Below are 22918 nucleotides of genomic sequence, written 5' to 3' on the forward strand. Positions count from 1 at the left end.
TCCTCCCCTTTTGCAATCGTATCCTTCGCGCGGTCACGACTGATTTTTTTGCCGATAGCTACGTTGCTGAAACCGTTACGTAGCGAGCTATGCGCATTTTTCAGCGCCCTCGCATCAAGTACGGGGCAGGCTTTGCTATCAGCAAAAAATCAGCCGCTAGAAATCCGCCGTCGTGACCGCGCGAAGTATAGATTCCCTAAACAAACTAACTCAACATTTTTTAACCATCAAACCAAAATTGCCGTGCCACTAGCATTTTAATTGCTTAACTCAGGCTCACTAACCGGCATACTGACAGGGTTTTCTGCAGCCATTATTTTGCCATACAGTATTTTAAAAGCTTCAGCCAGAGAATCAGCCATAGCAGTATGCCGGTTCATAGCGACCACCACTTTTACCAGATTAGGAAAGCCTTCTTCTGAACTTGCTTTAATGTATAAAGGCTGAATATACAACAAGGTATGCTCTACCGGAACAACAATCATCCGCCCCCGAATAACACCGGAGCCTCGCTGATTCCAGAGCGTAAATTGTCTGGATATATCTGGATTCTGGCTCATTAATGCACTGATTTGCCCTGGCCCTTCGACTTGCACATCTTTGGGGAACTTATAGATAAAAATATCATCCTGATAATGATCCATGCAATGCAATGCCTTTAAGCAACCTGCTATTGCTAACGAGTCTAAGTTATCTCGCCCTACTGGTGACAACGGTCCGACTAAAATAAATTTTTGCTGCTCAATATTTTCTACATTTTCCTGCTCTTCGATATCAAGCGTTAGATAGTAAGGCTCAACCGGCTTATCATCCATACTGGAAAACTCCAGTGCCTCACTCTGCTGATAAAAGATAACCGGATCGGTCTGATGAAAACGGGAATACATTCGCATCTGCAAAGCAAACCAGGCTTTTGGATAACTAAAGTGCTTAATAAAGGGTTTGGGCACTGCAGCAAACTCTTTAAATAAGCCCGGATAAAGCCGCTGATAGGTTCTGATTAAGGGATCCTTATCATCGACTACATAAAAGTCAACAGAGCCATTATATGCATCGATAACAACCTTGACCGAGTTGCGCGCATAATTAAATTTCTCTGCTATTTCATCTTTACCAGTCAGCGTTACAGGCATCACTAACGGGTATAGCTGGGAAGTAGTATATGCATCGACTATCCAGTAGATTTTATGATCAACCAGAACGGGATAGGGGTCACTATCCAGCATTAAAAACGGCGCAATCTCACTAATGCGTTTATAAATATTACGTCGCACAAGAATGCGGCTATCGTTATTTATGCCTGCAGAAAAGAACACTCGCTGATCTTGAAAAAATATCGCGGCAACAGCTTTAGTGACTAGAGAAGACAGTGGCAGCCCTCCCGTCCCTTGATAATCAGTGTCCATATCACCGGATATTTTATCTTCCTGCCCTATCGATTCGGTATTCGGAACAATCGCATACCCGGACTTTGCCAGCCCATAATAAATCTCCGGCCGATCTATACGTAATTTATCAAATTTTATATCCTGGCCAAAATTATTGATTAACCACTGCATCGGTTGATTCGCTAGCTGGTCAGAAGGCGACATCACCATGCCATAACCATGCGTATAAATCAGGTGCCTGTTACGCCAGTTCTTCGCTTCTGTAGCAAGGCTTTGATAATCCATTTCACGCGCAGCAATATTAACCTGATGATTTTTACCACCCAGTTCATACCGATCTGCAGCCACCGTATAAAAGCTAAAAAATGGGCGGATGCTTTGTAATTGCTCTAATACGGGTAAAAGTAAGTCATTATCCCATAGTGGAATATTCGCTAATTCACTTTTTATTTCATTGCTAATAGCAGGCGTTAATGCGGGAGCTATGGTGTAATTTTTTACAGTCACATCAGCAAAATTAAAAGCATCTGAAGTCGCCTTGATATGATACTGAATATATTTAGCTTCCGCCTTAACCGGGTTAGGATCAACATAATAATCATCAATCATATTTGGTATACCATCGACCTGTTTAATGGTAAAAACAAGTAAGTACGCAATTCCAAAAGCCACTGTCAGGGTATATTTTTTTCCCGTATACAAACTATACACAGTTGCAATTGCAGTGGCTAAGAACAATAGAAAACTTAAAAAAATCAGTGGTAAGTGGTAATTCATTTCCACAAAACCAGGGCCAAAAAAGACTGGCAAATGCCTATCTTCGTAGAGCATTTCAATCCGCTCCAAAGCGATTGACCAGGCTTGCAACAACACCAGAATCGCCAATATTTTTGCTATATGTAATTTGGCAGCCCGAGGGAACTGCTGCAATTGTTGTTTATGTTTTCTATAAAACACAAAATACAAAAAACTAACCAAGCTTAATAAAATACCAAAAACCCAAAGTAACTCTTTTTGAATCAGCGCATAAACGGGGTAAGAAAATAAATAAAAGCTAATATTTTTAGCATAGACCGGATCAACAAGTTCAGATTTCGCACCAAAATAAAAAAGTAAAAACCTTTCCCAATGTGTATAAACAGGCATTAATAGCGGCATCACCACCAAAAAGGAAATTAACCATAAAAGCTTTTTATTTCTTTGCAAGAAGGCTAACAGGCCTTTAATATCACTCTCTTTATGTAGCGACAATGCTCGCGGCATATACGAGAAGTTTAAATAAACTAGACTCGTTAAAAGCAGTGTCGTGCCAATTTTTACCAGCCATTCATAACTTTCGCGTAGTACAAAATAAGCGCCTAAATTCAAGGAGCGAAACCACCAAAACTCCATTAAAAACTCGGCAGTAATATAGGCTAGCAAGCCGACTATTAACAGAACGGCTAATAATTTAAAAAATAATTTCATTTTTATTCCAGCTTAAAATTAATACGAGTTTGCGCGATATTAGAACGTAAACTAAAAATTAAATCTTCAATTTCGGCACCCTGCTGATTGAAGGCAGCCAGCAAAGTGTATTGCCCGGCAAGACCTTTCGGAACTCTAAATTCAATGACCGGGTGACTTGTTTCGCTCTCTGCTACTCCACTTTTAAATGCAACCGGCGTAGCAGAAAATCCTGCTTCTCCCACAAAAAACAAACGCCCTGCAGGGTCTTGAACAGCCACCCATAAATCCAACGTTTCAAATCTGGGTATCGTTTCCACCAGCGTCACTGCAACAACTTCTCCTTCAGCATAGGTCTCGTGCAAAGCAACAAAACTCAATTGCCCAGTTCGTGGGCGTATGGCTTCAATAATCACCGGTTCTTTAGGCACATTGCGAAGAGTGCCTGCCTCAATTGCAACTGACTCGGTTGCTACTTCACCAATACTATCCACCACATTCATACCGGCAATAACTTTGCCAAATACAGCGTAGCCTAATTCATCGAGCCTTAAATTATCGACTGTATTTATAAAGAATTGTGACCTTGCACTATCTGGGCTGCTGCGTCTTGCCATGGCTATACTGCCGCGCACATGGGACAAATCTTCACCAAGTTCCAGAACTATGGGCTGTTTATTTTCCTTGAGTTCCAAAGTAGCTGTATAGCCACCTCCCTGAATCAGAAAGTCATCTACAACTCGATGAAACAGCGTATTGTTATAAAAGCCGCCCTCAACATAGCTTAGGAAATTTTCTGTTGTGAGCGGGGCTTTATCGGCCGCTAACTCAACAGTAACCAATCCTTCAGAAGTTTGAATATCAATTAATGGGTTGCTAGCAAAACATAATAAAGGGCTTAAACCCAAGTACAAGATTAGAGCAAAAGCATATTGATTAAACAAAGATTTTTTCAAAAATAATACCCAATAATGACTGAGTTAATTGCTTGTTTACTGAAGAAATCGAGATAAATGTTTGCCAGATTACAAGCCTGAATCAACTAAGGCACCTGGAAACAGATAATCATCCAACTTTGCGGGTCTTTTTGTCCGTCATTAGCACTGTAGAAATAGTTACGTAGCCAGCTATGCGCCTACTACTACCGCACTAATGACAAACAAAAATCCTGCCCAAATATTGGACGCTTATTTATTTCCAGGCGACTAAAGAAGTTAAACAACTATTTATTAAATTATACCTTGAAAGTTAAATCCACCTGAAAAATACCGCAGCCGCATAAGTACCCAAGCATAATTAATTTAACAAATTTTACGCAGGATTTTTTTTCATTTTCAAGGCTCATAAATAGGCGCATAGCTGGCTACGCAACTATTTATGCAACGCTGAAAATGAGAAAAAAGACAAGAAAAATGTTAAATTAATTATGCTTGGGTACTTAGAGCCTCGTCTCTTATTAAAACACTACAACCGCACTGGACTTAAAATTCACCCAGACATTCCCTCCCAGCTTTAAATCTAACTCGTGTAAAGACTGATAGGTAATCAGCGCCTTAAAAACAACGCCTGTATCAATATTTACCCTGACGCTGCCCATTTCCTCGGCAACCATAATAATACGCCCGAGAAAATGATTACGCATACTAGAAACCAGTGCAGTATTGGACAACACAATATCCTGAGGATTAATTGAAATATGGCGACCACTTTTAATCGCGTCGGGTAATTTAATACACAATGCGCCACTATGAAATTCATGCTGTTTAATTTCACCATGAAATAAATTGATTAACGGCGTTTTCACTTCTTTGCCTTCAGCTAATGCCAGTACATTATCAGCCAGAGCAAAACCTTGCAGACGATCATGAGTGCTAAAAATTAAGCTGCCCCCGGTATCCTGTGTATAGCTTTGCAAAAACAATTCCAGAGTTTGCGCACTACTTTGGTCTAAGTAACTAAAGGGCTCATCCAATAACAATACCTCGGGCTCTAAAACCAGAATACGCGCCAAAGCAGCTTTTTGTAATTCGCCACCGGATAATAATTTAGCTTGGCTGTGCATACAATGACTTATATCCAGTTGCTTTAAAATCTTAAGAATTTTCTCAGCACGCTGCCGTATTCCCTGAATTTTTAAGGCTAACTCAATATTGTCGTAAACCGTCCCAGCCAGCATAAATGGCTTTTGCGTTAAAAACCCTACACGCCGCCTATACTGAATTAAATGCCGCAGTTTGACACGCTCCCCCTTAAACAAAATGTCTCCCTGAGTAGGGCTAGCCAAAAAAGCAAGGAGATTAAGTAAGGTACTTTTTCCTGAGCCATTCGCTCCGATTAAAGCGAAAGCTTTTCCCTCTTCTATCTGCAAGTGATCTATCGATAATGCATTTTTATCCGCATAGGCAAAGTGCATATTATTTAATTGATAAATATGAGTCATTTTTTTATTTTATGACAGAACCAGAATAAACCTGGAAAAATGGTTAAACAAAAGAATACTTCATAAATTTACAGTAAAATACAGCACTATTTATTATCAAATAAAACCTCCCCAAAGCAAACCCCCTTATGCTTAAAAGCCTGTTGCTAATCAGTGTTTTCCTAATATTTTCCCCTGTCTATGCGCAAGACAAGCTGCGCATATCAACCACGACTAGCACCGAAAACTCAGGCCTGCTAAATCTACTCAATCCTGCGTTTGAGGAACGTTATAAAGTTCAGCTAGACATTATAGCTGTTGGCACTGGCAAAGCATTACGTTTAGGCGAAAATGGCGATGTTGATGTGGTATTTGTGCATGCACCTAGCGCTGAACTAAAATTCGTAAATGAAGGCTATGGCACAGATAGACATGCGGTAATGCATAATGATTTTGTATTGATTGGACCTAAATCAAATACTGCCGACATTGAGCTCAATCAAACCATAGTTCGTGCACTTGAAAAAATCTCTCAAACACAGCTCGCATTTATTTCTCGCGGGGATGACTCCGGTACGCATAAAAAAGAACTCTTATTATGGCAACAGGCTGAAATAACACCCGCAAAGCCATGGTATCTTGAAGTCGGGCAAGGTATGGGAGCCGTTATTACTATAGCCGATGAGAAACTGGCTTATACCTTAACTGACCGAGGAACTTATCTAGCCTATAAAGATAAAATTGATTTGATCATCCTCAACGAAGGAGACAAAGCACTGTTCAACCCATACCATATCATCGCGGTAAACCCCGCTAAGCATCCGCACGTTAATTATCAGCTTGCCAAGAAATATATCGCTTTTGTCACCGGCACTGAAGGACAGAAATTGATTGCTGCTTATAAAAAACATGGTGAACAATTATTTTATCCCGATGCTTTGCAAGAGTGAAAAACATCATTTCTTCACTGCAAACAAACACATTAGGTTATTTAGCTTTATAACTGTGCGAAATGACTCAGTTTACCCGTGCATAAATTAGTATTTAGCTTGGCTAGTCAAGATCTTATGGAGACAAACCAAATAAATCATTCAAATTTCATGCCAATATCAGCGGCAAAATGTCGCGCGGCAAATTGCCACATTTTCATAGCCTAAACTTGTCGATAGAATATATTATTATGCCTTTTCGTCTTTTCTAAATCTAGTGCCCTAATGAACGATAAGGCTCCATTCATTAATGATATAAATTCCTCAGGAGCAATGCAATGAACCCGGAAAACCTAGATTACCAGGCAAAAATAATCACCCCAAGTAAACAGCTCTATCAACAGCTAAGCACTCAGGCAGATGAATTATTTGCACAGGCAAAAGAATCTGCTATTGAACTACATGCCCAGATTGCAGAATCCGGACTGGACCTTTATCAACACCCGACTGAAACTGCCACACGCTGGCAGGCACAAGCTGTTGAGAAGGGTAATGAGCTGTATAGCATACTCAATACTGAAATTATCCCTAGTGCCCAGGCAGACTATATACAACTCGTGAGCAATGTCACGAACTATGGTATTAGGTCCCGCGAATCATTTCAGGTTTTCCTGGATAATCCCGAAAAAGTGACGGTAGAAGCCTTCACCGCCTTTAACCAGGCTTTAACCCTATTCATCGATAAATCAGTCAATGTATCATCGATCATACTTGATGAACTCAGTGCAAAAGCGGATGAAATCATTACACTATTAATTGAACAGCCTATCCAGACAGTAGAAAACATATACTATGATTCATTAGCAACTTTGTTAAATAATTACTTTGAAATCGTTTCTTCACTGATCATAACCAGCTAAACGTTGGTTATTTCAAAAATATTTTCTGATTCCCCACGCGTTTCAGTAACCTTAAAACTGTTACTCAATTACAGTAAGTAGACGTTGCCCGTATGAAGCTTACTGAACCCGGGAAATAAGTACCACGAATATATTATATTCCCCGTGTTCTATAGGTTCTCAGGAATTTACAAGCAATATTCGGAAGCAGGATCTTTAGAGACTGTGAAAGTATTTTGTGTAGGTTGGGTAGAGGTACGAAACCCAACAATCGAGGCCACGAAAGCAATTGATTGGCGGAGCTTACAAGCCGACTCGCAAATTACGAAGCCTGTCCTTTTTAGGCGTATTATTAAATACTTTCACAGCTATTTAGTTCCGCCTCCAAGCACTAAAGCATTGATAGTCATAAACCAACTACTCAGAATGTATAATCCTTTTTACCAATAGTTGATTCGAATAGCGCCATCACTTAAAAAGATTAAACGACTGTAACAATTTTTAAAGATAAAAAATATTATATAATTCAGGTGTTTTGTTAATAAATTACCCAGCCCTGTTAATATGAGTCGCTCTTTAATTCTATCGTATACTCTTTGCGTACTATTTATATCAGCCTGTTCTGTTGCAGACAAATCAGTAAAACCAACCCATCAAGCCATTGTCAACTGGGGCAGCGCTACTGGAATTCATCGCTTGGAAGAATCCAATTATAAAACCGATTTTTTTAAGCTAGCTAACCAATTTGAGAGTCAACATAATAAGATTTTTTGCGGGCCAGCTTCTGCGGCTATTGTGCTAAATTCTTTGCGGGTGCGAAATGGCAGCATACAACTACCTGAAGACAAAGCCTTATTGAATCAGTCTGATTTACAGTATCTGACAAGCAAAAAATGGTCGCCTTTTTTTCAGCGTTACACGCAAAATAATATATTTCTGAATAGCCCAAAATCCAGAGAATACGTACTCGGTAAAGTATTATCTGATCCCCAAGGTATAGCTTCAAAAGACAGGGGCTTTCAATTACGCCAGTTAGCCGCACTATTCCAGCAACACGGGCTCGAAGTAAAGGTGTCTATAGTTAATCAGGATCTGGACAATACAACAATCAAACAAGAAATTATTGAAAACCTAAGTACCCCCGATGACTATGTGATCATCAATTACAAACGCGGCGTTCTAAACCAGCCTGGCGGCGGACATATATCACCCTTAGGCGCATATCATCAAGCCTCTGACTCTTTTTTAGTCATGGACGTTACACCAAATAAAGCGGATTGGGTATGGGTGAATGCAGACCTTTTAATCCAAGCGATGCGCACTTTTGATAGTGTAGAAAACCGGGGTTATTTGTTGATTATGGAGGGAAGTAAATAAGCATGTTTTACATTCCTCAAAATAACATCAAAGAACACGGTTAACATAGAGCCAGCTATTTCACTAAAAAGCGACCTGATTACCCATAACCCTCAGCTATACTTCGTCATTCCTGCATGCTTTAAGCAGGAATCTAGTCGGATAAGCATAGATTCCCGATAAAAGACTTCGGGAATGACAAAGTCTTTTATCCCACTGATTTTTTAAGCTTTATTCTACTAAGGCTGAGAGTTGTACGTAATCAGGAAAAGCGATGTGATAATAATCTATTTACTGCATTTAAATTTCATATTGTGAAACTGCAAGCGCCCCAAACCGGTTATTGGATTTACTTAACGCCCGAGGAAATAAGCCATTAATTTTATTCTACCCCTACAATATCACCTAAATAACCAGCTCGTCTGGTTGATTTTTTGGTTATAAAAATTAGGGGAAACATTGTGTTTGTTTTTCCATTAAATTTTTAGAAATAACGGAGTTGCATACCTCAGAAAGGTCATTTTAGCTTTCAAATAACAATATTTATTCTAATCCAACTACTAGACTAGCGAGATATGTAGTTCACGACCTATTGCCCTTGCCGCTTTAGTCATGGTAGCTAAAGTAATATTAGCTACAGATGGATCAAGTAGACGATCAAGCTGTCTTCTACTTGTTTTCATTTTCTTTGCCATTGCTGTTTTTGAAATATGCTTTTCAGTCATTGCTTGACGAACTTGATCTGCTAAAATTTCCTTAAGGGCTTGGTGCTCACAATCTTCAAGTATTCCTTGCTCTCCAAGAAAATCATCAAATGATGAGCCAACATGGGGGTTAAGGGATGTATTAATCATTTTTTTCCACCTCTTTTTTACGTTTTATTGCTAAGTCTAAGTCAGGTTTTAGAGTTTTTTGAGATTTTTTTATAAAGCCGTGTAGCAAAATCATTTCATTAGCTTTGATAAAAAAGATAACTCGAGCTATAAGCTGATTTGAAATGTCACTTCGGACTTCATAAAGTCCATTTCCTAATGGTCTACAATAAGGCATTCCAATTGGCCAGCCAAATTCTACTTTTTGTATATCTTTACCAATAGTTTTTCGGTCTTCTTCATCTAGCTTTAATAGCCATTCTCGAGCAGGTTCATTGCCGTTTATAGTTTGGTAAAATCTTGCAAGTATTTTCTTGTTAGATATATCCATGACTTTATAGCGTCATATATGACACACTTTATCAATACTTATGTTTAGCTTAAATTCTTAGCTTTTTCTTTCTCAATCTTTATTTTGCTTATCACCTCCGCTGCCAGCCACAAGATAATTAGGGTCAGATACTAATGCTGCTTACTTAAGGCGGAATTAATAAATTATTTCAATAAGATACAGCTTAAAAAGACAATCGTGGTATTTTCTTGAAAGGAATTATAATCAACGTCTTACAATTAGCGTAATGAAATAATGAAGCGACACAGATATTATAAGTTACTGATTATTTAACCAATGTTAAAAGGCAATAATCACCACTGACATTTCATAATCTCAACTGATTGATTTATAATATTATTTCGTTAAGTAAGCAGTATTAGGGTCAGATACAAATTAAACAGAGAACTGCCTGTCGAGTGGCATAAAAAAGGGGGAATGCCATTTATTTGTATCTGACTTAATAGCCAAGTTCGGTGAGATATCTTCTCTACCAACAAATTCACGCAAGCCATGAATTATCAAGCAAATCATCCCTATAAAAAACATCAAAGCACTTTAAGATTAGTCTTCCGCATCCTTATATAAAAATCTTCCATCACTGTAATAAACGAACCAGGCTTTTGCCAAAAAGGCGGATAATCCCCGCCTTTTTTAATCACCACTGCAGGAATGCTCGCTGTTTGTAGCTCTGGTAATTCTGTCGGTAACGGGCTGGCTCCGTACCAAAACTGTTTTAATTCAATTTTATCGGGCATAGTCTGTGGGTCAGGCCGGGTATACAAACTGTCCGCAAAGTCCAACTCATCACTAGCCACCTCAGTTGCATCTGCTAACACTTTGCCTAAAGGTGACTTAATTAATTCTTGCCGCAGTTTATCAGGTGCAAGTCCACGCATTTCAAATAGCAATAAGGGGTTCTGGTCTAGGGTATTCGCAAGCCGATAACACACCCCTGCGATATGCTTGCATGGAACTGCGTAATCAGGACAATTACAGGAGACTTTAAAATCTTGATAACTGTTGGGCAGAAAATGGGTATGAAATTCCGCAAAAACAGTTTCAACATTGTCAGGAATTTCACCGACTAAGAGTTTGGCAATAAAACTAGCACGCTGACTTAAACGCGCAATCACTTTTTTCCATTGTGCCTCAGTCAGATGGGTCATTTGCACACTGACTTTATACTTTGGCTCTTTATAAACACCAAAATAGGCGTTGATATTACCGCGAATGGTAGCCTTAACCATGCCTTTGTTGATTTGCCATGCTAATACACGGTGGTCTTTAGAATACGCTCGTCCGCGTTTTAAACGTCCGCTATCGGTAAAATATTCCAAGGCTTCTAATAAGCTGGTTCCCCACCATGTTTTACTATTGACACTCATCTTAAGCCTCCATAATGCTGTTTTTATTCAAAGCAATCAGTTCTTTAAAAGCTTGATTATCGAGTTTTGTAAGCCAGCTTTCATCATTGCCGATAATGCTATCAGCCATTTTTTGCTTTTCTTCAATCATTTGGTCAATACGTTCTTCTAAAGTGCCTAGGGTGATAAATTTATGTACCATGACTTTCTTTTTTTGCCCAATCCGAAAAGCACGGTCGGTGGCTTGATTTTCAACGGCAGGATTCCACCAACGATCAAAATGAAACACATGATTAGCGCGGGTAAGAGTAATCCCGACTCCACCTGCTTTTAATGACAGTACAAACACGCTAGGTGGACTCTCGGGGTCTTGAAAGTCTTCAATCATTTTTTCACGTCTTTTACGCGCAATACCGCCATGTAAATATTGACAAGGGTAGTGTTGTTCCTGACTTAAATAATGACTTAACTTATCGCCAATTTCGGTAAACTGGGTAAAAATTAACACGCTATCCCCTTCAGCGATTGCTTCTGCGAGCATTTCTGTGAGCCGCTCTAATTTGTGTGAGCGTTCTGCGCTAAACGGGCTGTCATCTTGTAAAAACTGCGTCGGATGATTACATACCTGTTTCAATTTCATTAAGGTCGATAGCATCAATCCTTGTCGCTGTATGCCTTCACTGTCTTCTAATTGCTCTTCTACTTCAGAGACTACAGCTTGATAGAGCGAGGCTTGCTCTTTGCTGAGGTTGCAATATTGTTTGTTTTCGATTTTATCCGGTAAATCTTTAATAATGCTTTTATCGGTTTTTAAGCGACGCAAAATAAATGGCTGGATCAATTGTTTTAATACCGTGGATTGCACTTGATTATTATCACGCTGTATCGGTAATTCATAATTTTTACGAAATTGCGCTTGCTTGCCCAGATAATTTGGATTTAAAAAATTAAAAATAGACCATAAATCCATTAAGCGATTTTCCACAGGCGTTCCCGTTAACGCTAAACGGTGCTCCGCTTCAAGTTTTAAAATCGCTTTGGTTTGTGCCGCTTTGGGGTTTTTAATATTTTGCGCTTCATCCAGAACCACACGATGCCAATTTATACTATTTAACAAAGCACTGTCTTTACGCACTAAAGTATAAGAAGTAATCAGCATATCCTGCGTATTGCATAAATCATTAAACGCAGCCTGGTCTTTTTCCCGTTGGCTACCGTGATGAATAAAAGTGTTTAAATGCGGGGCAAATTTGTGTATTTCTTTTTGCCAGTTACCAATCACCGAAGTGGGTGCAATCAGTAGGGTCGGCCCAGTTGTACCCTCTTGCTTTTCTAATATTAGCGCAGCGATCACCTGCATGGTTTTCCCTAAGCCCATATCATCAGCCAGACAACCGTTTAAACCTAAGGATTCTAAATAACGTAACCAGGATACCCCGCGTTTTTGATAATCACGTAACTGTGCTTTTAATAGTGGTGGATTATCAATTAAAGCCAGTTCACTATGATTGTTTAAATGAGCCATCATGTCGGCCAAACTATCATTGGCATCAACTTCCAGGCTATCGCCCTCTTCGGCTAGTTTTTGCAATAACTCTTGGACGGATAACGTCTCAGGCTGTTCTTGTTGCTGTTGCCAAAACGCTAGCATTTGCTGCATTTTATCCTGATCTAATTCCACCCACTGGCCCCGAAAATACACTAAGGACATCTTCATTTCGACCAGTTGTTGCCATTCTTCAACTGAGACCTTTTCATCACCGATGGCAAATTCATAGTGATAATTAGTTAAATCATCTAAGGATAAATATGATTTTGCTGATTTGTTACTGGTGCTCTTGCTATTCCCTGAACGTAAGCGCATTTTTGCACGTTGCCTGCCTTTCGGTGTCAGACGTGCTGGAATAATGATACGGAATCCTGCATCCTCTAAAACCCATGCCCATTCTTGTAAAAACTCAAAAGCCTCATCTAAGCTTAAAGTAATATTAGCAGGTTCTGCAGTTTCCATACCTAGCCACAGCTTAGGGTAAATCCTTGCGGCATGAGCCAAATTAACCAGGATTTGCTGCTCCACGCCCGCACCCAATTGCTTGGTGATTAATTTATGGTAGTTATCACCATCCGCCCAGAAATCTGCTAAATCAAGTTTAAAAGAAGGGTCTTTATAAGAACCTAGAACAAAACTTAAGCGCCAGTTATCAACCTGCTTGGCATCAGCCTCATAGAGCTGAAAGCCTAACTGTAAGCTGCTTTTTTGTTGTGTCGATAAAAGTTTGCGTTGCCATAAATGCCATTGCTGAAATTCCTCGGGGATTTTAGTAACCTTTCTTAGCGGCTGGTCAATTTGCTCATCAAAAATAATGCTTTGTAAAAAATCATTTTGAACTTTATTACGAAAAACTCCCGGTAAGTCCTTAACACTCGCATCCAGTAGCTGATGAATCATGACTTCAGCAAAATGTCGCAACAAAGATTCAGATTGATGATTTTGCGCACACGCTAGCGGCATTGCTGCGACTGACTGTTCGATTAAGGCTTCATAACCAGGAGAAATGATTTTCCAGCAGCGGTACAGATTAGTTTTTGTCTTGGCAGCTTCCGCGACCAACCCAGGGATATACTGATCTTTATACAGCACCTGTTTTAGCGACTGACTAAAGTAATACCAAAATAAAAAGTCACGACCCACTCGAATATCTTCATGCTGATAATGACTAAGAAAATAAATATCACCGAGGTTTTTTAAGGGGGCGGGCAGAGGGTAGCTTAATACCTGCCAGGCTTGTAGTTTTAGTGCCCCATCGATATCAATGGTGCTTAATTCAGGTGAGGGAATGGGCTTATTATTTAATGTCGGTAAATAAATGCTTTGTAACTGTGGGCTGGAGTCCCCTGACTTTAATGCATAAGAAAATGCGGCTTTTAAAAAAGCCAAACCTTCTTTTTCAACAAATTGTTGCGGGTGCTGCTGGCTGGTTTTTTTAGGTTTGACTTCATCCGTTTCTAGCCAGATAGAAAACTGGCCTGTTTGAATAAACTTTTTAGCTGAGGCGGGGATCCAGGTACCGTGTATTACTTTCATGCAGGTAAATGCTATAAATTAAAAAAAGGGAGAATAAGCAACGAGAATTTAATAATAGCCGAAAGTAATAGAATATTCTGGGGCACTAAGTGCATCACTTGCTAAGACACTCTTAATGCATTAGCTTCTCCAGACAAGGACTCTCACCTTGCAAGAAATGACAAGCTTTGCATGTCGCACCAGGATGACGAGCGTGCTTAAATATGGCTGAGGGTTATGAGTAATCAGGAAAATTAAATTAAAAAATCACACACTTTATCCCCGTCAGTTTCTTTATTTTCTCTGTTCTTTAATATCCGCAACTATTTCTTCTAAAGTCAGATCGTCTAACCATTCGCCGCGTTCTTTTGTATAGTCACCACTACCCAAAGTATATTGGTTTAAGAATCTAAAGGTGTCTACAATTCCCATTTGTTGAAACAAAATGTGGGTAGCTTTAGTGTTTATTTCAGCTGTGGGGTGGCTGTTTAAGTGCCTCATTTTGCAATCTCCATAATTAGTTCGAGTGGGGACGTTATTTTCGTGAAAGGTACGTTAATTTTTTTTGCCTTTTTTAGTAATTTGTCATCAGTAGTACAAAAATAATCAACCTTCATTTCTACAGCTGAAGCTATGTGCAAAGCATCCATTGGCTTTATTCCTTCTTTCATGTATTGTTTAGCTTTTAGCTCAATATCATCATTGATGATTGAATATTTATTGGATATAGCTAATATTTCTCTAACTTTACTTTCACGACTTTTATCGGGTATCCTGGATATTTCATAATCTAAAACTTCCGATGAAACAAGACCTATGTAATTTTTTTCAATTATTCCTAAGATTGTTAAAATTGCTTCGGCTTCAACATTGATTCTCGGTTGAGTTCTATCATCAAGAGGCCTTTGTAAACAACATGTATCAAGATAAATAAGCATGTATACACTGTAAATTAATCATCCATTGAAAACCTGTCTTAGTATACTCTCATTCGCCTCTAGTTATAGAAATGATGAATAGGTTATAATGACAATGTGCCGGAGGTTCAATTCCCCCCCGTGCCACCACCAACCATATGATTGTAGAAGTGTTTACTAATAATCATTCTATGGAAAAATTTCAGGGTCACAAAATTTCAGAAAAACTTCAGGGGCAGGTCTTTCCATAACGCATTAAATTGTAATCGGATAATCAACACTGTGGTATGGAAAGACTAGACCCTATTGTTTCTCCTAAAATAGAGTTCACATCCTATCCAATGCATTATGAAATTTGTTTAAGCTTTAAACACAGTTGCTTTGTAGAGAGGTGGATAATTCCAGGGTCATAATTCCAGGGTCAGGTCTTTCCATAACGCATTAAAATGTAATCGGATAATCAACACTGTGGTATAGAAAGACTTGACACTCTTGTTCCTAATTGATGTTAGTACTGATTATTGGGCCTTCAGCGACTCCGCCCCCCTTGATAACCTTTTAGCTAACTTTTGTTCAATACTCATATCATTTTTAAAACATAACGCTTCACATTAGTGGCAAGCCGCGAGCGTAAAACGTGTGGTTTGTCCGACTGCGCGGGTTATGAATTTTGCTCTTCATATCGCTTTATCATTTCTCTGTAGACGTTACCATCCCTCTTACCGACGCTTAAGGCGGTGACAATTAGATCTTTGTCATTAGCATGGTATGTTAAACGAAGAGGGGGGCGCTTTCTTTTGATCTTGTACAGATTATAGCCACCAGAAAGCTTCGATCCTGGTATATGAGGGTTTTCTAATCGTTGTTCTAACTTCTTCTTGAAGTAGTTTTTATCAGTAGCCGAAAGACTGTTCCACTCGTCAAATGCGTCTGGATGAAATTTTAATTTATAGGTCATCCAAACTTACTTCTATGGGCTCTTTTCCATCGTTCATTCGAGCATTTGCCTGCATTAGCAAAGCAAGGTCTTCCATGGCCTCAAACATAGATTCGTATAGATCAGGAGGGACAGCATAAAAACATGGCTCGTTACTTTTTAAAACAACAATCGCTTCTCCTTCTGACTGCTCAATTACAGCGTTAGGGTTCGCTTTAAAATCAGTTATACTGGCAGACATACTAGCCATTACTCTTGATATAGTGCTCATAATAATTCCAACAAATCTATAGAAAGACCTTATAATAGATCTAAATATAGACCTTTTTATGGACTTTTCAAGTATTATTTAAAGTTCTAGTGCTTATTAAGTACAAATTTGATCACATTCAGAACACCTAATCTCAGCATAATAAAATCAATCAAATGGGTCGGAGTAATTGATTTACAGCGTACTGCTCTAGCTTGGGGTTAACTGCCCTTAGCCAATAAAACGAAAATCAACAACGCCAACTTTTTCGTTTAGTCCGTGTTCAACCAGCCTTCAATCCAGCAAGCGCCCCCACATATCATAGTCATCCACTTCTTCTATTTCAACATTGACCAGATCGCCGACTTTTAGATGTGTCGCGCCGTCAATATAAACCTGACCATCGATTTCAGGCGCATCCGCCTTGCTTCTAGCTACAGCACCTTCCTCGACTACTTCGTCAATAATAACCTGTTCGATTCTACCTACTCGTAACTGCAATCTTGCCGCACTAATTTCTGCCTGATGCGCCATAAACCGAGCTAAGCGATCTTGTTTGACTTCTTCCGTTACTGAATCAGGTAATTCATTTGCTACAGCTCCTTTTACTGGCGAATAAGCAAAACACCCTACGCGATCTAAAAGAAACGCCAGGGTCAGGTCTTTGAATTATGATTTTTTACAAGAATGTCATATCTTGAAATTCAAGAAAACTCACTTTTAGGCCTTATCATAAATCAAAGACCCGACCCCTGATTTTCTAGTCTGGGCCATTTTGAACACGATTTCAAAGCGCTTACATCGGAACAACAACGCCAGCTATTGAAACAGATCAAAGCAATTATCGATGATATGCACTGAGAATATCGGTGAACACGAATGGGTCTCCATAGAATTATGGAGAAAATTTATCTAAAAAATGCTAGTGACGGACAAAAAGACCCGCAAAGTTGAATGATTATTTGTTTCCAGGCGCCTTAGGAACGAGAATTCAATTTAGATATTGGCTTCAACCTGCCAGCCATCAATCCAGTAATCGCCCCCACATATCATGGTCATCCACTTCTTCTATTTCAACATTGACCAAATCGCCGACTTTTAAATGCGTCGCGCCATCAATAAAGACCGGGGCATCAGCTTTACTTCTAGCAACAGAAACCAAAGGGGTCAGACTCGATTGATATGGTCTTTTTTCTTAAATAGTTCGGAACGCCTATCTCCGCCGCGCGACTTTGGCTGGACTTGCCTAACCATCAGTTTCTCAACTTTAGCTTTGAATCCATCATCCCCAAGAACCCAGGCTTTATTGGTTGCCACCCTAATCGCTTCTAATTCTGAATCAGGTATAAGTCTTGCAAATAACGCATGATAATTTGACCTACGAGACACTACATTATCCATTCCTAATGCGTTATAAGCTACATGAGGAGTTATTAATTTATCGCCCTTTCCTAACGCATTGTAATGGTAACTTGACCAAGGGTATTCTGCAGGATCTTTAACCATCCCTGCACGCACAGGGTTTAATTCAATATATCGACTACACGTCAGTAAATAACCATCACTATCCAGTAAAGTAGCTCTATACCGCCCTTCCCATAATGTCCCTGTCCTTTGATATTGGAAATTAAAATATTGCACATAATACCAAAATTTCAGGGTCATAACGAATTTCAGGGTCAGGTCTTTCCATAACGCATTAAGAATGTAATCGGATAATCAACACTGTGGCATAGAAAGACTTGACACTCTTATTTTTTTGGGCATCCCAGCCCAAGCAAGCGGCAAAAACTTAACGCGACCACTTATGCCTCCGGCGGCCCCGATTCGTCCTCGTCACCTCGTTCCGACCCAACAAGGGGTCGGAACATTGGCTCCAAATGACTTGACGCCGTATCGGATGGCCTTTTTATTTTGTGTCGGGTCAGAGGGAGCCGCAGCTCCCGTCTGCCCACAGAACCGTGCGTACGGATCCGTACACGGCTCCTCACATAAGACATGCTCGATTTTAAAAACTATACAGTCCTTTTTCTACACAAATTAGAAACGCCAGGGTCAGGTCTTTGAATTATGATTTTTTACAAGAATGTCATATCTTGAAATTCAAGAAAATTCACTTTTAGGCCTTATCATAAATCAAAGACCCGACCTCTGATTTCGTATGACGTAGAGAGCCCGCTGGATATCGACTTTATTATCAAATGGAATCCACGTAAGCAAGCCACAATAGACAATAAGCAAAAATGGCTAGACTATGCGGAACAGCCAGATAGCAAGGTAGTCTGGGATACGCCAAGAAAAGGTAAGCGGGTTGGAACCTTTATTGTCAATATTGAGGAGGAGCATGAAGAAAAAAAATATAAAACAGACCGAATCATGCAAATTACTGAGCGGACAATTGATAAGCATGGACAATTTTTACTGACTCCCGAGTTGGAACTCGAGGGCTGGTGGACCACACTTAAATATCCCAGCGAAGATGTATTTGCCCTCTACAGAGACCATGCAACCTCAGAACAATTTCATAGTGAAATAAAAACGGATCTGGACCTGGAAAGACTGCCCTCTGGGAAGTTTGCAAGCAATACACTGGTTTTGACGCTTGGCCTATTTACTTACAATATGCTGAGATGGATCGGATTAGAAGGGTTGATAGGAGAAGGCTCTCCGGTGCGACATAATGCAAAAAGACGACGGGTCAAAACGGTTATACAGGAACTGATCTATATTGGGGCGCATATCTATGAACGTGGACGTCGATTGGTCATCCGTTTTGGTCGATCAACCTGTGCATTTTTTGCTTTTCAGAAGGTGTATGAAAAATTATGCTCTGGATAAGATTCTTAATCTAAGGAGACAGTAATTGGAATGACAGCTATTTCGGTATAGAGGGGATTGTTTGAGCTCAAATGACTAAAAATAATGAAATTTTATGAAAACTTGAACACACTCAATTAAAAGAGCAATCTAGGTGTTAGCTTTGATGATTTTTGGAGAAATTTAAAAAAATTGATCAAAAATCAGGTAAACACTCACTTTTTAAAAATGAAGTTTCGGATTCAGGTTAATGGTAATCGATCACGCGAACGTCATGGCCATTTGAACCTTCCCATCGAAATATAATACGCCACTGCGCATTAATTCGAATACTATGAAACCCTAAAATGATTCCCTTTTAAAACTTCTAGCCTCCTTCCTCATCAATTACATCTATAATTGTGACATCGGTTATTTCACGGAAAGCTTGCAACCACCATCCCCAACAACATTCCATTAGGGTCAACTTAAAGTTTCTGTTGGACGAAGCCGCTATCGCGGAGAAAAACAGCGCATCCCTTAAATTTAAAGTGTAACCTCATTGCCTGTTATATGCATAACAGGTAACTTGTAAGCTCATCCAACTAACAATAATGAGGTTACACTGTTATGACACCATCGATAGAGCTTAAATTCAACCATTATTATATCCAGCACTGTAAGCATTTAAAGCTTAAGGGACTGCAACCCAAAACCATTGACGCTTATTCACGCGCTATTCGCCGTATCGGGGAACACTTTCAGGGGCATCTGGATAACTTAACGCAAGATCAACTGGTGGATTATTTTCATGCTCTTTTAAGCCGCCTTTCCTGGAGTGCCGTGAAACTAGATCTCTATGGTCTCAAGTTTTTCTATACACATGTGCTACAAAAGCCGTGGGTTGATGTGCTAATGATTAAACCACCACGATGTACGCGTATACCCGATATTGTCACTGTGGTTGAAGCACAACAACTGTTTATGTCGACCCGTAATCTAAGCTATCGAGTTTTTTATTTTACGATTTACAGTCTAGGTTTACGTTTGGGCGAGGGCTTAAGCCTGAAAGTAGGTGATATTGATGCGACACGCATGCGGGTACATATTCGCAATGCCAAAGGCAATAAGGATCGGCTTGTGCCTTTGCCTGTGAATACCTTGAAGGTGTTGCGTAAGTTTTGGGCTGTGCATAAAAATCCAGTGCTGGTATTTCCCAACCGTGCCCGGGGTCTAAAAGGTGCACATCTTGCTGAATCCCCCCTTGATCGCGGTGGCATCCAGAAGACAATCCGTCTTGTGACGCAAGAAATGGGACTAAAAAAAAGATTTCCTGCCACTCGCTGCGCCACAGTTACGCCACTCACCTGTTAGAAGCCGGGGTTGATTTAGTTGAGTTGCAGAAGATTCTGGGCCATACCAGTTTAGTAACCACGGCTCGCTATACGCATTTGACCGATATTACCGATGAGAATGCAGAGCTGCACATTAATCAGTTAGTCAATGACTTTTCTATTCACTGGGGGCAGATTTCATGATAACCCTAGCTGCAGTGATTGATCAATTTCAGTCTGACTTTTTAAGCGAGTATCAATCTCGTTTACGCTCCAATCAGATCAGTGCATTACATGCCATGAAGAGCTGTCGGACACAGCTGAGTCCTGTGATGCAGGTTAACTGTGCAGACTGTGACTATCAAACCTTTGTGCCTCATTCCTGTGGCCAGCGTAACTGCCCGCATTGTCAACATCATGAGAGTCAACAATGGATTGAACGACAGGTACAAAAACAAGTCCCTGCTGATTATTTTATGAATACCTTTACCTTACCTGCGCAGTTAAGGTCGTTAGCCAGGCAGCATCCGCGGTTACTTTACAGTATGATGTTTGACTGTGCCTGGGCGACTTTACAGAGTTTTAGTAAAAATGATAAGCAGTTGCAAGGCGATGCCGGGGCGATTGCTGTCTTACATACACACTCACGCGAATTAAATTATCATCCGCATATTCATGTCATTATGCCTGCGGCAATCGTGGATAAAATCAAGAAGCTCTGGCGCACTAAGGAAGGCAAATACCTGTTTCATCATAAAGCACTAGCAAAAGTATTTCGTGCAAAGATGCTAGCGCGTATGAACGAAGAAAAGTTGCCATTTCCCACAGCTATTCCGGAAAAATGGGTGGTCGATTGTAAGTTTGTCGGTGCAGGCGATAAAGCATTGATATATCTGGGTCGATACCTGTATCGTGGTGTGATTCGTGAACAGGATATCTTATCCTGCCAAAATGGCAAAGTAACCTACCGTTATCAAGACAGCAAAACCAAACGCTATCAAACCAAAACGGTATCGGGGGCTAAATTTCTGTGGCTGGTGCTGCAACATGTTTTGCCTAAAGGCTTTCGTCGTGCGCGCAATTATGGCTTTTTACATCCGAATAGCAAGGGTGTTATTAAGTTGATTCACTCCCTGCTAAAGTTTGACCCGACGAAGATATTGCGTGCACTCAAAGTACGGCCGGCATTCAGTTGCAAATGTTGTGGCGGGGCGATGGTTGTTGGGCGTCGGCAAATACCCAGGGTGGAAATAATGTTTCAGCCTTTGCCAACTTAACAATTGGAATCACTAGCGCTTATGTAAATTTAAACACTTCGACCCAGGCTATCAGCGGATTAAATGCTGAGGGAGTTGCTTGGGCTAAAATCGGAGATTAAGGCAGAATTTTGCTCCGATACTTGGACTTTGAGAGTTGACTGCAATGGACAACGCTCAAAGTTCAGTTAAACAGGTAAAAACAGAGGTTCGATTCATCAGTCGGGCTGATCAACAAAAAGCTATTTTCATAGAGCGCATTAAATGAATTCCTACTATCGTGCCGGGCTTGTCCAACAAACGGTTCAGATTGTGGCTCGCTTCGCGATCACAATCTAACCTTATTCGTTATGTTACCTCAATTCAATCACTTTAGACAAAGCAGCACCAGGGCGACATTGAAGTACTGCGAAGACAAGATCGCCCCTTTTAGCCTATGGCCTCTAGTCTTGATAGAACCGCAAGGCGGCTCATCCCGATCACTTAAATCAAACAGGTCGGGCAATTGAATGTGGTATGGTTGTTTCTACGTCTGGGAAAAGAACTATGGGATGGTGAAAGTGAGCAGCGGATTAAGCCAGAGAATTTGTAATTTAGTTTATATGGGAAGTGTATTATGAAGCATAATCGCGTACAGCGTTCTCGATTCGGCAGAATTATGGGGGTTTTCTTAATGGCTTCAGCGACCAGCATAGTTGCGGAAACACGGCAGGAAATAAATTCTTGGACTTTCCATCATGAATCGGACAAGTTGAATAACGTCAAATATACGCTGGCGCGTTCGCCTTTACCACAGCGTGGCTTGTATGACAGGCTCAGGATGGCGATTGTGTGTAAAGAGAATAAGTTGCAGTTTACGTTGGATGCCAACATCTTGCTGGCTTCGAAAGGCAGGGCTTTTGAATTTGAATATCAAATTGATAAAAGGACACCCGTCACGATTTCGATGCGCGGGGATGGTGATAAGCGACATAGCTATACTGATGAGAATGTCGATATAATCGTTCAGGACATGCTGACCGGCCAGTCAATTTTTATCCGCGCCCATACCATGATTGGAGCGGTATTGACCAGCCTGATATCCTTAGAGGGTGCCGCACAACCGATTCAACAGGTGTTGCTTGACTGTGGCGTTACTTTATCGAGTAAATACGCTGAGCAGTCAGCTTATAGTTTGGGCGATTTTGAACACGATTTCAAATCGTTTTCATCGGAACAACAGCGCCAGCTATTGATACAGATCAAAGCGATTATCGATGATATGCGCTGAAAATACCGAGAATAACTGTGAACACGAATGGAGCCAACTAGAGAATTATGGAGAAAAATTATTTAACTAAGCCTCATTTTTTTCGAA

Annotated in this window: 18 protein-coding genes and 3 pseudogenes; 7 read left to right on the forward strand and 14 right to left on the reverse strand. The window is 40.2% G+C overall.

Going from position 1 to position 22918, the window contains the following annotated elements; genetic code table 11:
- Positions 1–257: 257 nt before the first annotated feature.
- The 3 genes from ACQY3F_RS18725 to ACQY3F_RS18735 form a co-directional block, all read right to left on the reverse strand.
- Entirely contained in the window at positions 258–2855 is a 2598-nt protein-coding gene (locus tag ACQY3F_RS18725; protein WP_428356527.1) for a UPF0182 family protein, read from the reverse strand.
- Between the two features lie 2 nt (positions 2856–2857).
- A complete protein-coding gene (locus ACQY3F_RS18730; protein WP_428356528.1) occupies positions 2858–3790 on the reverse strand; it encodes a peptidylprolyl isomerase in 933 nt (310 codons plus the stop codon).
- Between the two features lie 500 nt (positions 3791–4290).
- Positions 4291–5274, reverse strand: a complete 984-nt coding sequence (locus ACQY3F_RS18735) for an ATP-binding cassette domain-containing protein (RefSeq protein WP_428356530.1) — start codon at positions 5272–5274, stop codon at positions 4291–4293.
- A gap of 128 nt (positions 5275–5402) precedes the next feature.
- Here ACQY3F_RS18735 and ACQY3F_RS18740 point away from each other — a divergent pair, with 128 nt between their 5' ends.
- The 3 genes from ACQY3F_RS18740 (at position 5403) to ACQY3F_RS18750 (ending at position 8458) form a co-directional block, all read left to right on the forward strand.
- Positions 5403–6203: a substrate-binding domain-containing protein gene (locus ACQY3F_RS18740; protein ID WP_428356531.1), complete on the forward strand. Its 801-nt coding sequence runs from the start codon at positions 5403–5405 to the stop codon at positions 6201–6203.
- Positions 6204–6520: 317 nt separating this feature from the next.
- Complete coding sequence (locus tag ACQY3F_RS18745; protein WP_428356533.1) at positions 6521–7102, forward strand: hypothetical protein; 582 nt, start codon at positions 6521–6523, stop codon at positions 7100–7102.
- Between the two features lie 543 nt (positions 7103–7645).
- Complete coding sequence (locus ACQY3F_RS18750) at positions 7646–8458, forward strand: phytochelatin synthase family protein (RefSeq protein ID WP_428356534.1); 813 nt, start codon at positions 7646–7648, stop codon at positions 8456–8458.
- 539 nt (positions 8459–8997) lie between these two features.
- Here ACQY3F_RS18750 and ACQY3F_RS18755 read toward each other — a convergent pair.
- From ACQY3F_RS18755 to ACQY3F_RS18805, 11 genes and pseudogenes are all read right to left on the reverse strand, one after another.
- Positions 8998–9291, reverse strand: coding sequence for a Fis family transcriptional regulator (locus ACQY3F_RS18755; protein ID WP_428356535.1), 294 nt, complete (start codon positions 9289–9291; stop codon positions 8998–9000).
- Complete coding sequence (locus ACQY3F_RS18760; protein WP_428356537.1) at positions 9284–9640, reverse strand: type II toxin-antitoxin system RelE/ParE family toxin; 357 nt, start codon at positions 9638–9640, stop codon at positions 9284–9286. Before ACQY3F_RS18760 ends, ACQY3F_RS18755 begins: the two co-directional genes overlap by 8 nt.
- A gap of 548 nt (positions 9641–10188) precedes the next feature.
- On the reverse strand, positions 10189–11028 hold the full coding sequence (locus tag ACQY3F_RS18765; RefSeq protein WP_428356538.1) for an SWIM zinc finger family protein: 840 nt from the start codon (positions 11026–11028) through the stop codon (positions 10189–10191).
- Between the two features lies 1 nt (position 11029).
- Complete coding sequence (locus ACQY3F_RS18770; protein ID WP_428356539.1) at positions 11030–14092, reverse strand: DEAD/DEAH box helicase; 3063 nt, start codon at positions 14090–14092, stop codon at positions 11030–11032.
- 273 nt (positions 14093–14365) lie between these two features.
- A complete protein-coding gene (locus ACQY3F_RS18775) occupies positions 14366–14572 on the reverse strand; it encodes a hypothetical protein (protein ID WP_428356541.1) in 207 nt (68 codons plus the stop codon).
- Positions 14569–15009 carry a PIN domain-containing protein gene (locus ACQY3F_RS18780; protein ID WP_428356543.1) on the reverse strand — a complete coding sequence of 147 codons (441 nt, stop codon included), beginning with the start codon at positions 15007–15009 and terminating at the stop codon, positions 14569–14571. The genes ACQY3F_RS18775 and ACQY3F_RS18780 overlap by 4 nt, the downstream gene beginning before the upstream one ends.
- A gap of 640 nt (positions 15010–15649) precedes the next feature.
- Complete coding sequence (locus tag ACQY3F_RS18785; protein WP_428356544.1) at positions 15650–15946, reverse strand: type II toxin-antitoxin system RelE family toxin; 297 nt, start codon at positions 15944–15946, stop codon at positions 15650–15652.
- On the reverse strand, positions 15936–16196 hold the full coding sequence (locus ACQY3F_RS18790) for a type II toxin-antitoxin system Phd/YefM family antitoxin (protein ID WP_428356545.1): 261 nt from the start codon (positions 16194–16196) through the stop codon (positions 15936–15938). Before ACQY3F_RS18790 ends, ACQY3F_RS18785 begins: the two co-directional genes overlap by 11 nt.
- Positions 16197–16469: 273 nt before the next feature.
- A pseudogene (rimO, locus tag ACQY3F_RS18795) lies at positions 16470–16817 on the reverse strand (30S ribosomal protein S12 methylthiotransferase RimO); the annotation flags it as partial.
- Between the two features lie 382 nt (positions 16818–17199).
- Positions 17200–17331: pseudogene (locus ACQY3F_RS18800) on the reverse strand (hypothetical protein); the annotation flags it as partial.
- Between the two features lie 11 nt (positions 17332–17342).
- Positions 17343–17840 (reverse strand): transposase, encoded by a 498-nt coding sequence (locus ACQY3F_RS18805; protein ID WP_428356546.1) that lies wholly within the window; start codon positions 17838–17840, stop codon positions 17343–17345.
- 711 nt (positions 17841–18551) lie between these two features.
- Between ACQY3F_RS18805 and ACQY3F_RS18810 the strand changes: the two genes are divergently transcribed.
- The 4 genes and pseudogenes from ACQY3F_RS18810 to ACQY3F_RS18825 all read left to right on the forward strand — a co-directional run bounded on the left by ACQY3F_RS18810 (position 18552) and on the right by ACQY3F_RS18825 (position 22831).
- The gene (locus ACQY3F_RS18810; RefSeq protein WP_428356548.1) at positions 18552–19013 is read left to right on the forward strand and encodes a transposase; all 462 of its coding nucleotides are present in this window, start codon (positions 18552–18554) and stop codon (positions 19011–19013) included.
- Between the two features lie 588 nt (positions 19014–19601).
- Positions 19602–20509, forward strand: a pseudogene (locus ACQY3F_RS18815) (tyrosine-type recombinase/integrase).
- On the forward strand, positions 20506–21582 hold the full coding sequence (locus ACQY3F_RS18820; protein WP_428352924.1) for an IS91 family transposase: 1077 nt from the start codon (positions 20506–20508) through the stop codon (positions 21580–21582). Before ACQY3F_RS18815 ends, ACQY3F_RS18820 begins: the two are co-directional and overlap by 4 nt.
- A 595-nt stretch (positions 21583–22177) precedes the next feature.
- Entirely contained in the window at positions 22178–22831 is a 654-nt protein-coding gene (locus ACQY3F_RS18825; protein WP_428356550.1) for a hypothetical protein, read from the forward strand.
- The last annotated feature ends 87 nt before the right edge of the window (positions 22832–22918 follow it).

The sequence above is a fragment of the Methyloprofundus sp. genome (assembly GCF_965251085.1).
Taxonomy (GTDB): Bacteria; Pseudomonadota; Gammaproteobacteria; order Methylococcales; family Methylomonadaceae; genus Methyloprofundus.

Bases quoted from the DNA above. Each gene is read 5' to 3' on its own strand.
- ACQY3F_RS18770 (WP_428356539.1), bottom strand. From the start codon at position 14,092: ATGAAAGTAATACACGGTACCTGGATCCCCGCCTCAGCTAAAAAGTTT.
- ACQY3F_RS18725 (WP_428356527.1), bottom strand. From the start codon at position 2,855: ATGAAATTATTTTTTAAATTATTAGCCGTTCTGTTAATAGTCGGCTTG.
- ACQY3F_RS18785 (WP_428356544.1), bottom strand. From the start codon at position 15,946: ATGACCTATAAATTAAAATTTCATCCAGACGCATTTGACGAGTGGAAC.
- ACQY3F_RS18745 (WP_428356533.1), top strand. From the start codon at position 6,521: ATGAACCCGGAAAACCTAGATTACCAGGCAAAAATAATCACCCCAAGT.
- ACQY3F_RS18820 (WP_428352924.1), top strand. From the start codon at position 20,506: ATGATAACCCTAGCTGCAGTGATTGATCAATTTCAGTCTGACTTTTTA.
- ACQY3F_RS18735 (WP_428356530.1), bottom strand. From the start codon at position 5,274: ATGACTCATATTTATCAATTAAATAATATGCACTTTGCCTATGCGGAT.
- ACQY3F_RS18780 (WP_428356543.1), bottom strand. From the start codon at position 15,009: ATGCTTATTTATCTTGATACATGTTGTTTACAAAGGCCTCTTGATGAT.
- ACQY3F_RS18740 (WP_428356531.1), top strand. From the start codon at position 5,403: ATGCTTAAAAGCCTGTTGCTAATCAGTGTTTTCCTAATATTTTCCCCT.
- ACQY3F_RS18765 (WP_428356538.1), bottom strand. From the start codon at position 11,028: ATGAGTGTCAATAGTAAAACATGGTGGGGAACCAGCTTATTAGAAGCC.
- ACQY3F_RS18790 (WP_428356545.1), bottom strand. From the start codon at position 16,196: ATGAGCACTATATCAAGAGTAATGGCTAGTATGTCTGCCAGTATAACT.
- ACQY3F_RS18755 (WP_428356535.1), bottom strand. From the start codon at position 9,291: ATGATTAATACATCCCTTAACCCCCATGTTGGCTCATCATTTGATGAT.
- ACQY3F_RS18805 (WP_428356546.1), bottom strand. From the start codon at position 17,840: ATGACCCTGAAATTTTGGTATTATGTGCAATATTTTAATTTCCAATAT.
- ACQY3F_RS18825 (WP_428356550.1), top strand. From the start codon at position 22,178: ATGAAGCATAATCGCGTACAGCGTTCTCGATTCGGCAGAATTATGGGG.
- ACQY3F_RS18750 (WP_428356534.1), top strand. From the start codon at position 7,646: ATGAGTCGCTCTTTAATTCTATCGTATACTCTTTGCGTACTATTTATA.
- ACQY3F_RS18810 (WP_428356548.1), top strand. From the start codon at position 18,552: ATGCAAATTACTGAGCGGACAATTGATAAGCATGGACAATTTTTACTG.
- ACQY3F_RS18775 (WP_428356541.1), bottom strand. From the start codon at position 14,572: ATGAGGCACTTAAACAGCCACCCCACAGCTGAAATAAACACTAAAGCT.
- ACQY3F_RS18760 (WP_428356537.1), bottom strand. From the start codon at position 9,640: ATGGATATATCTAACAAGAAAATACTTGCAAGATTTTACCAAACTATA.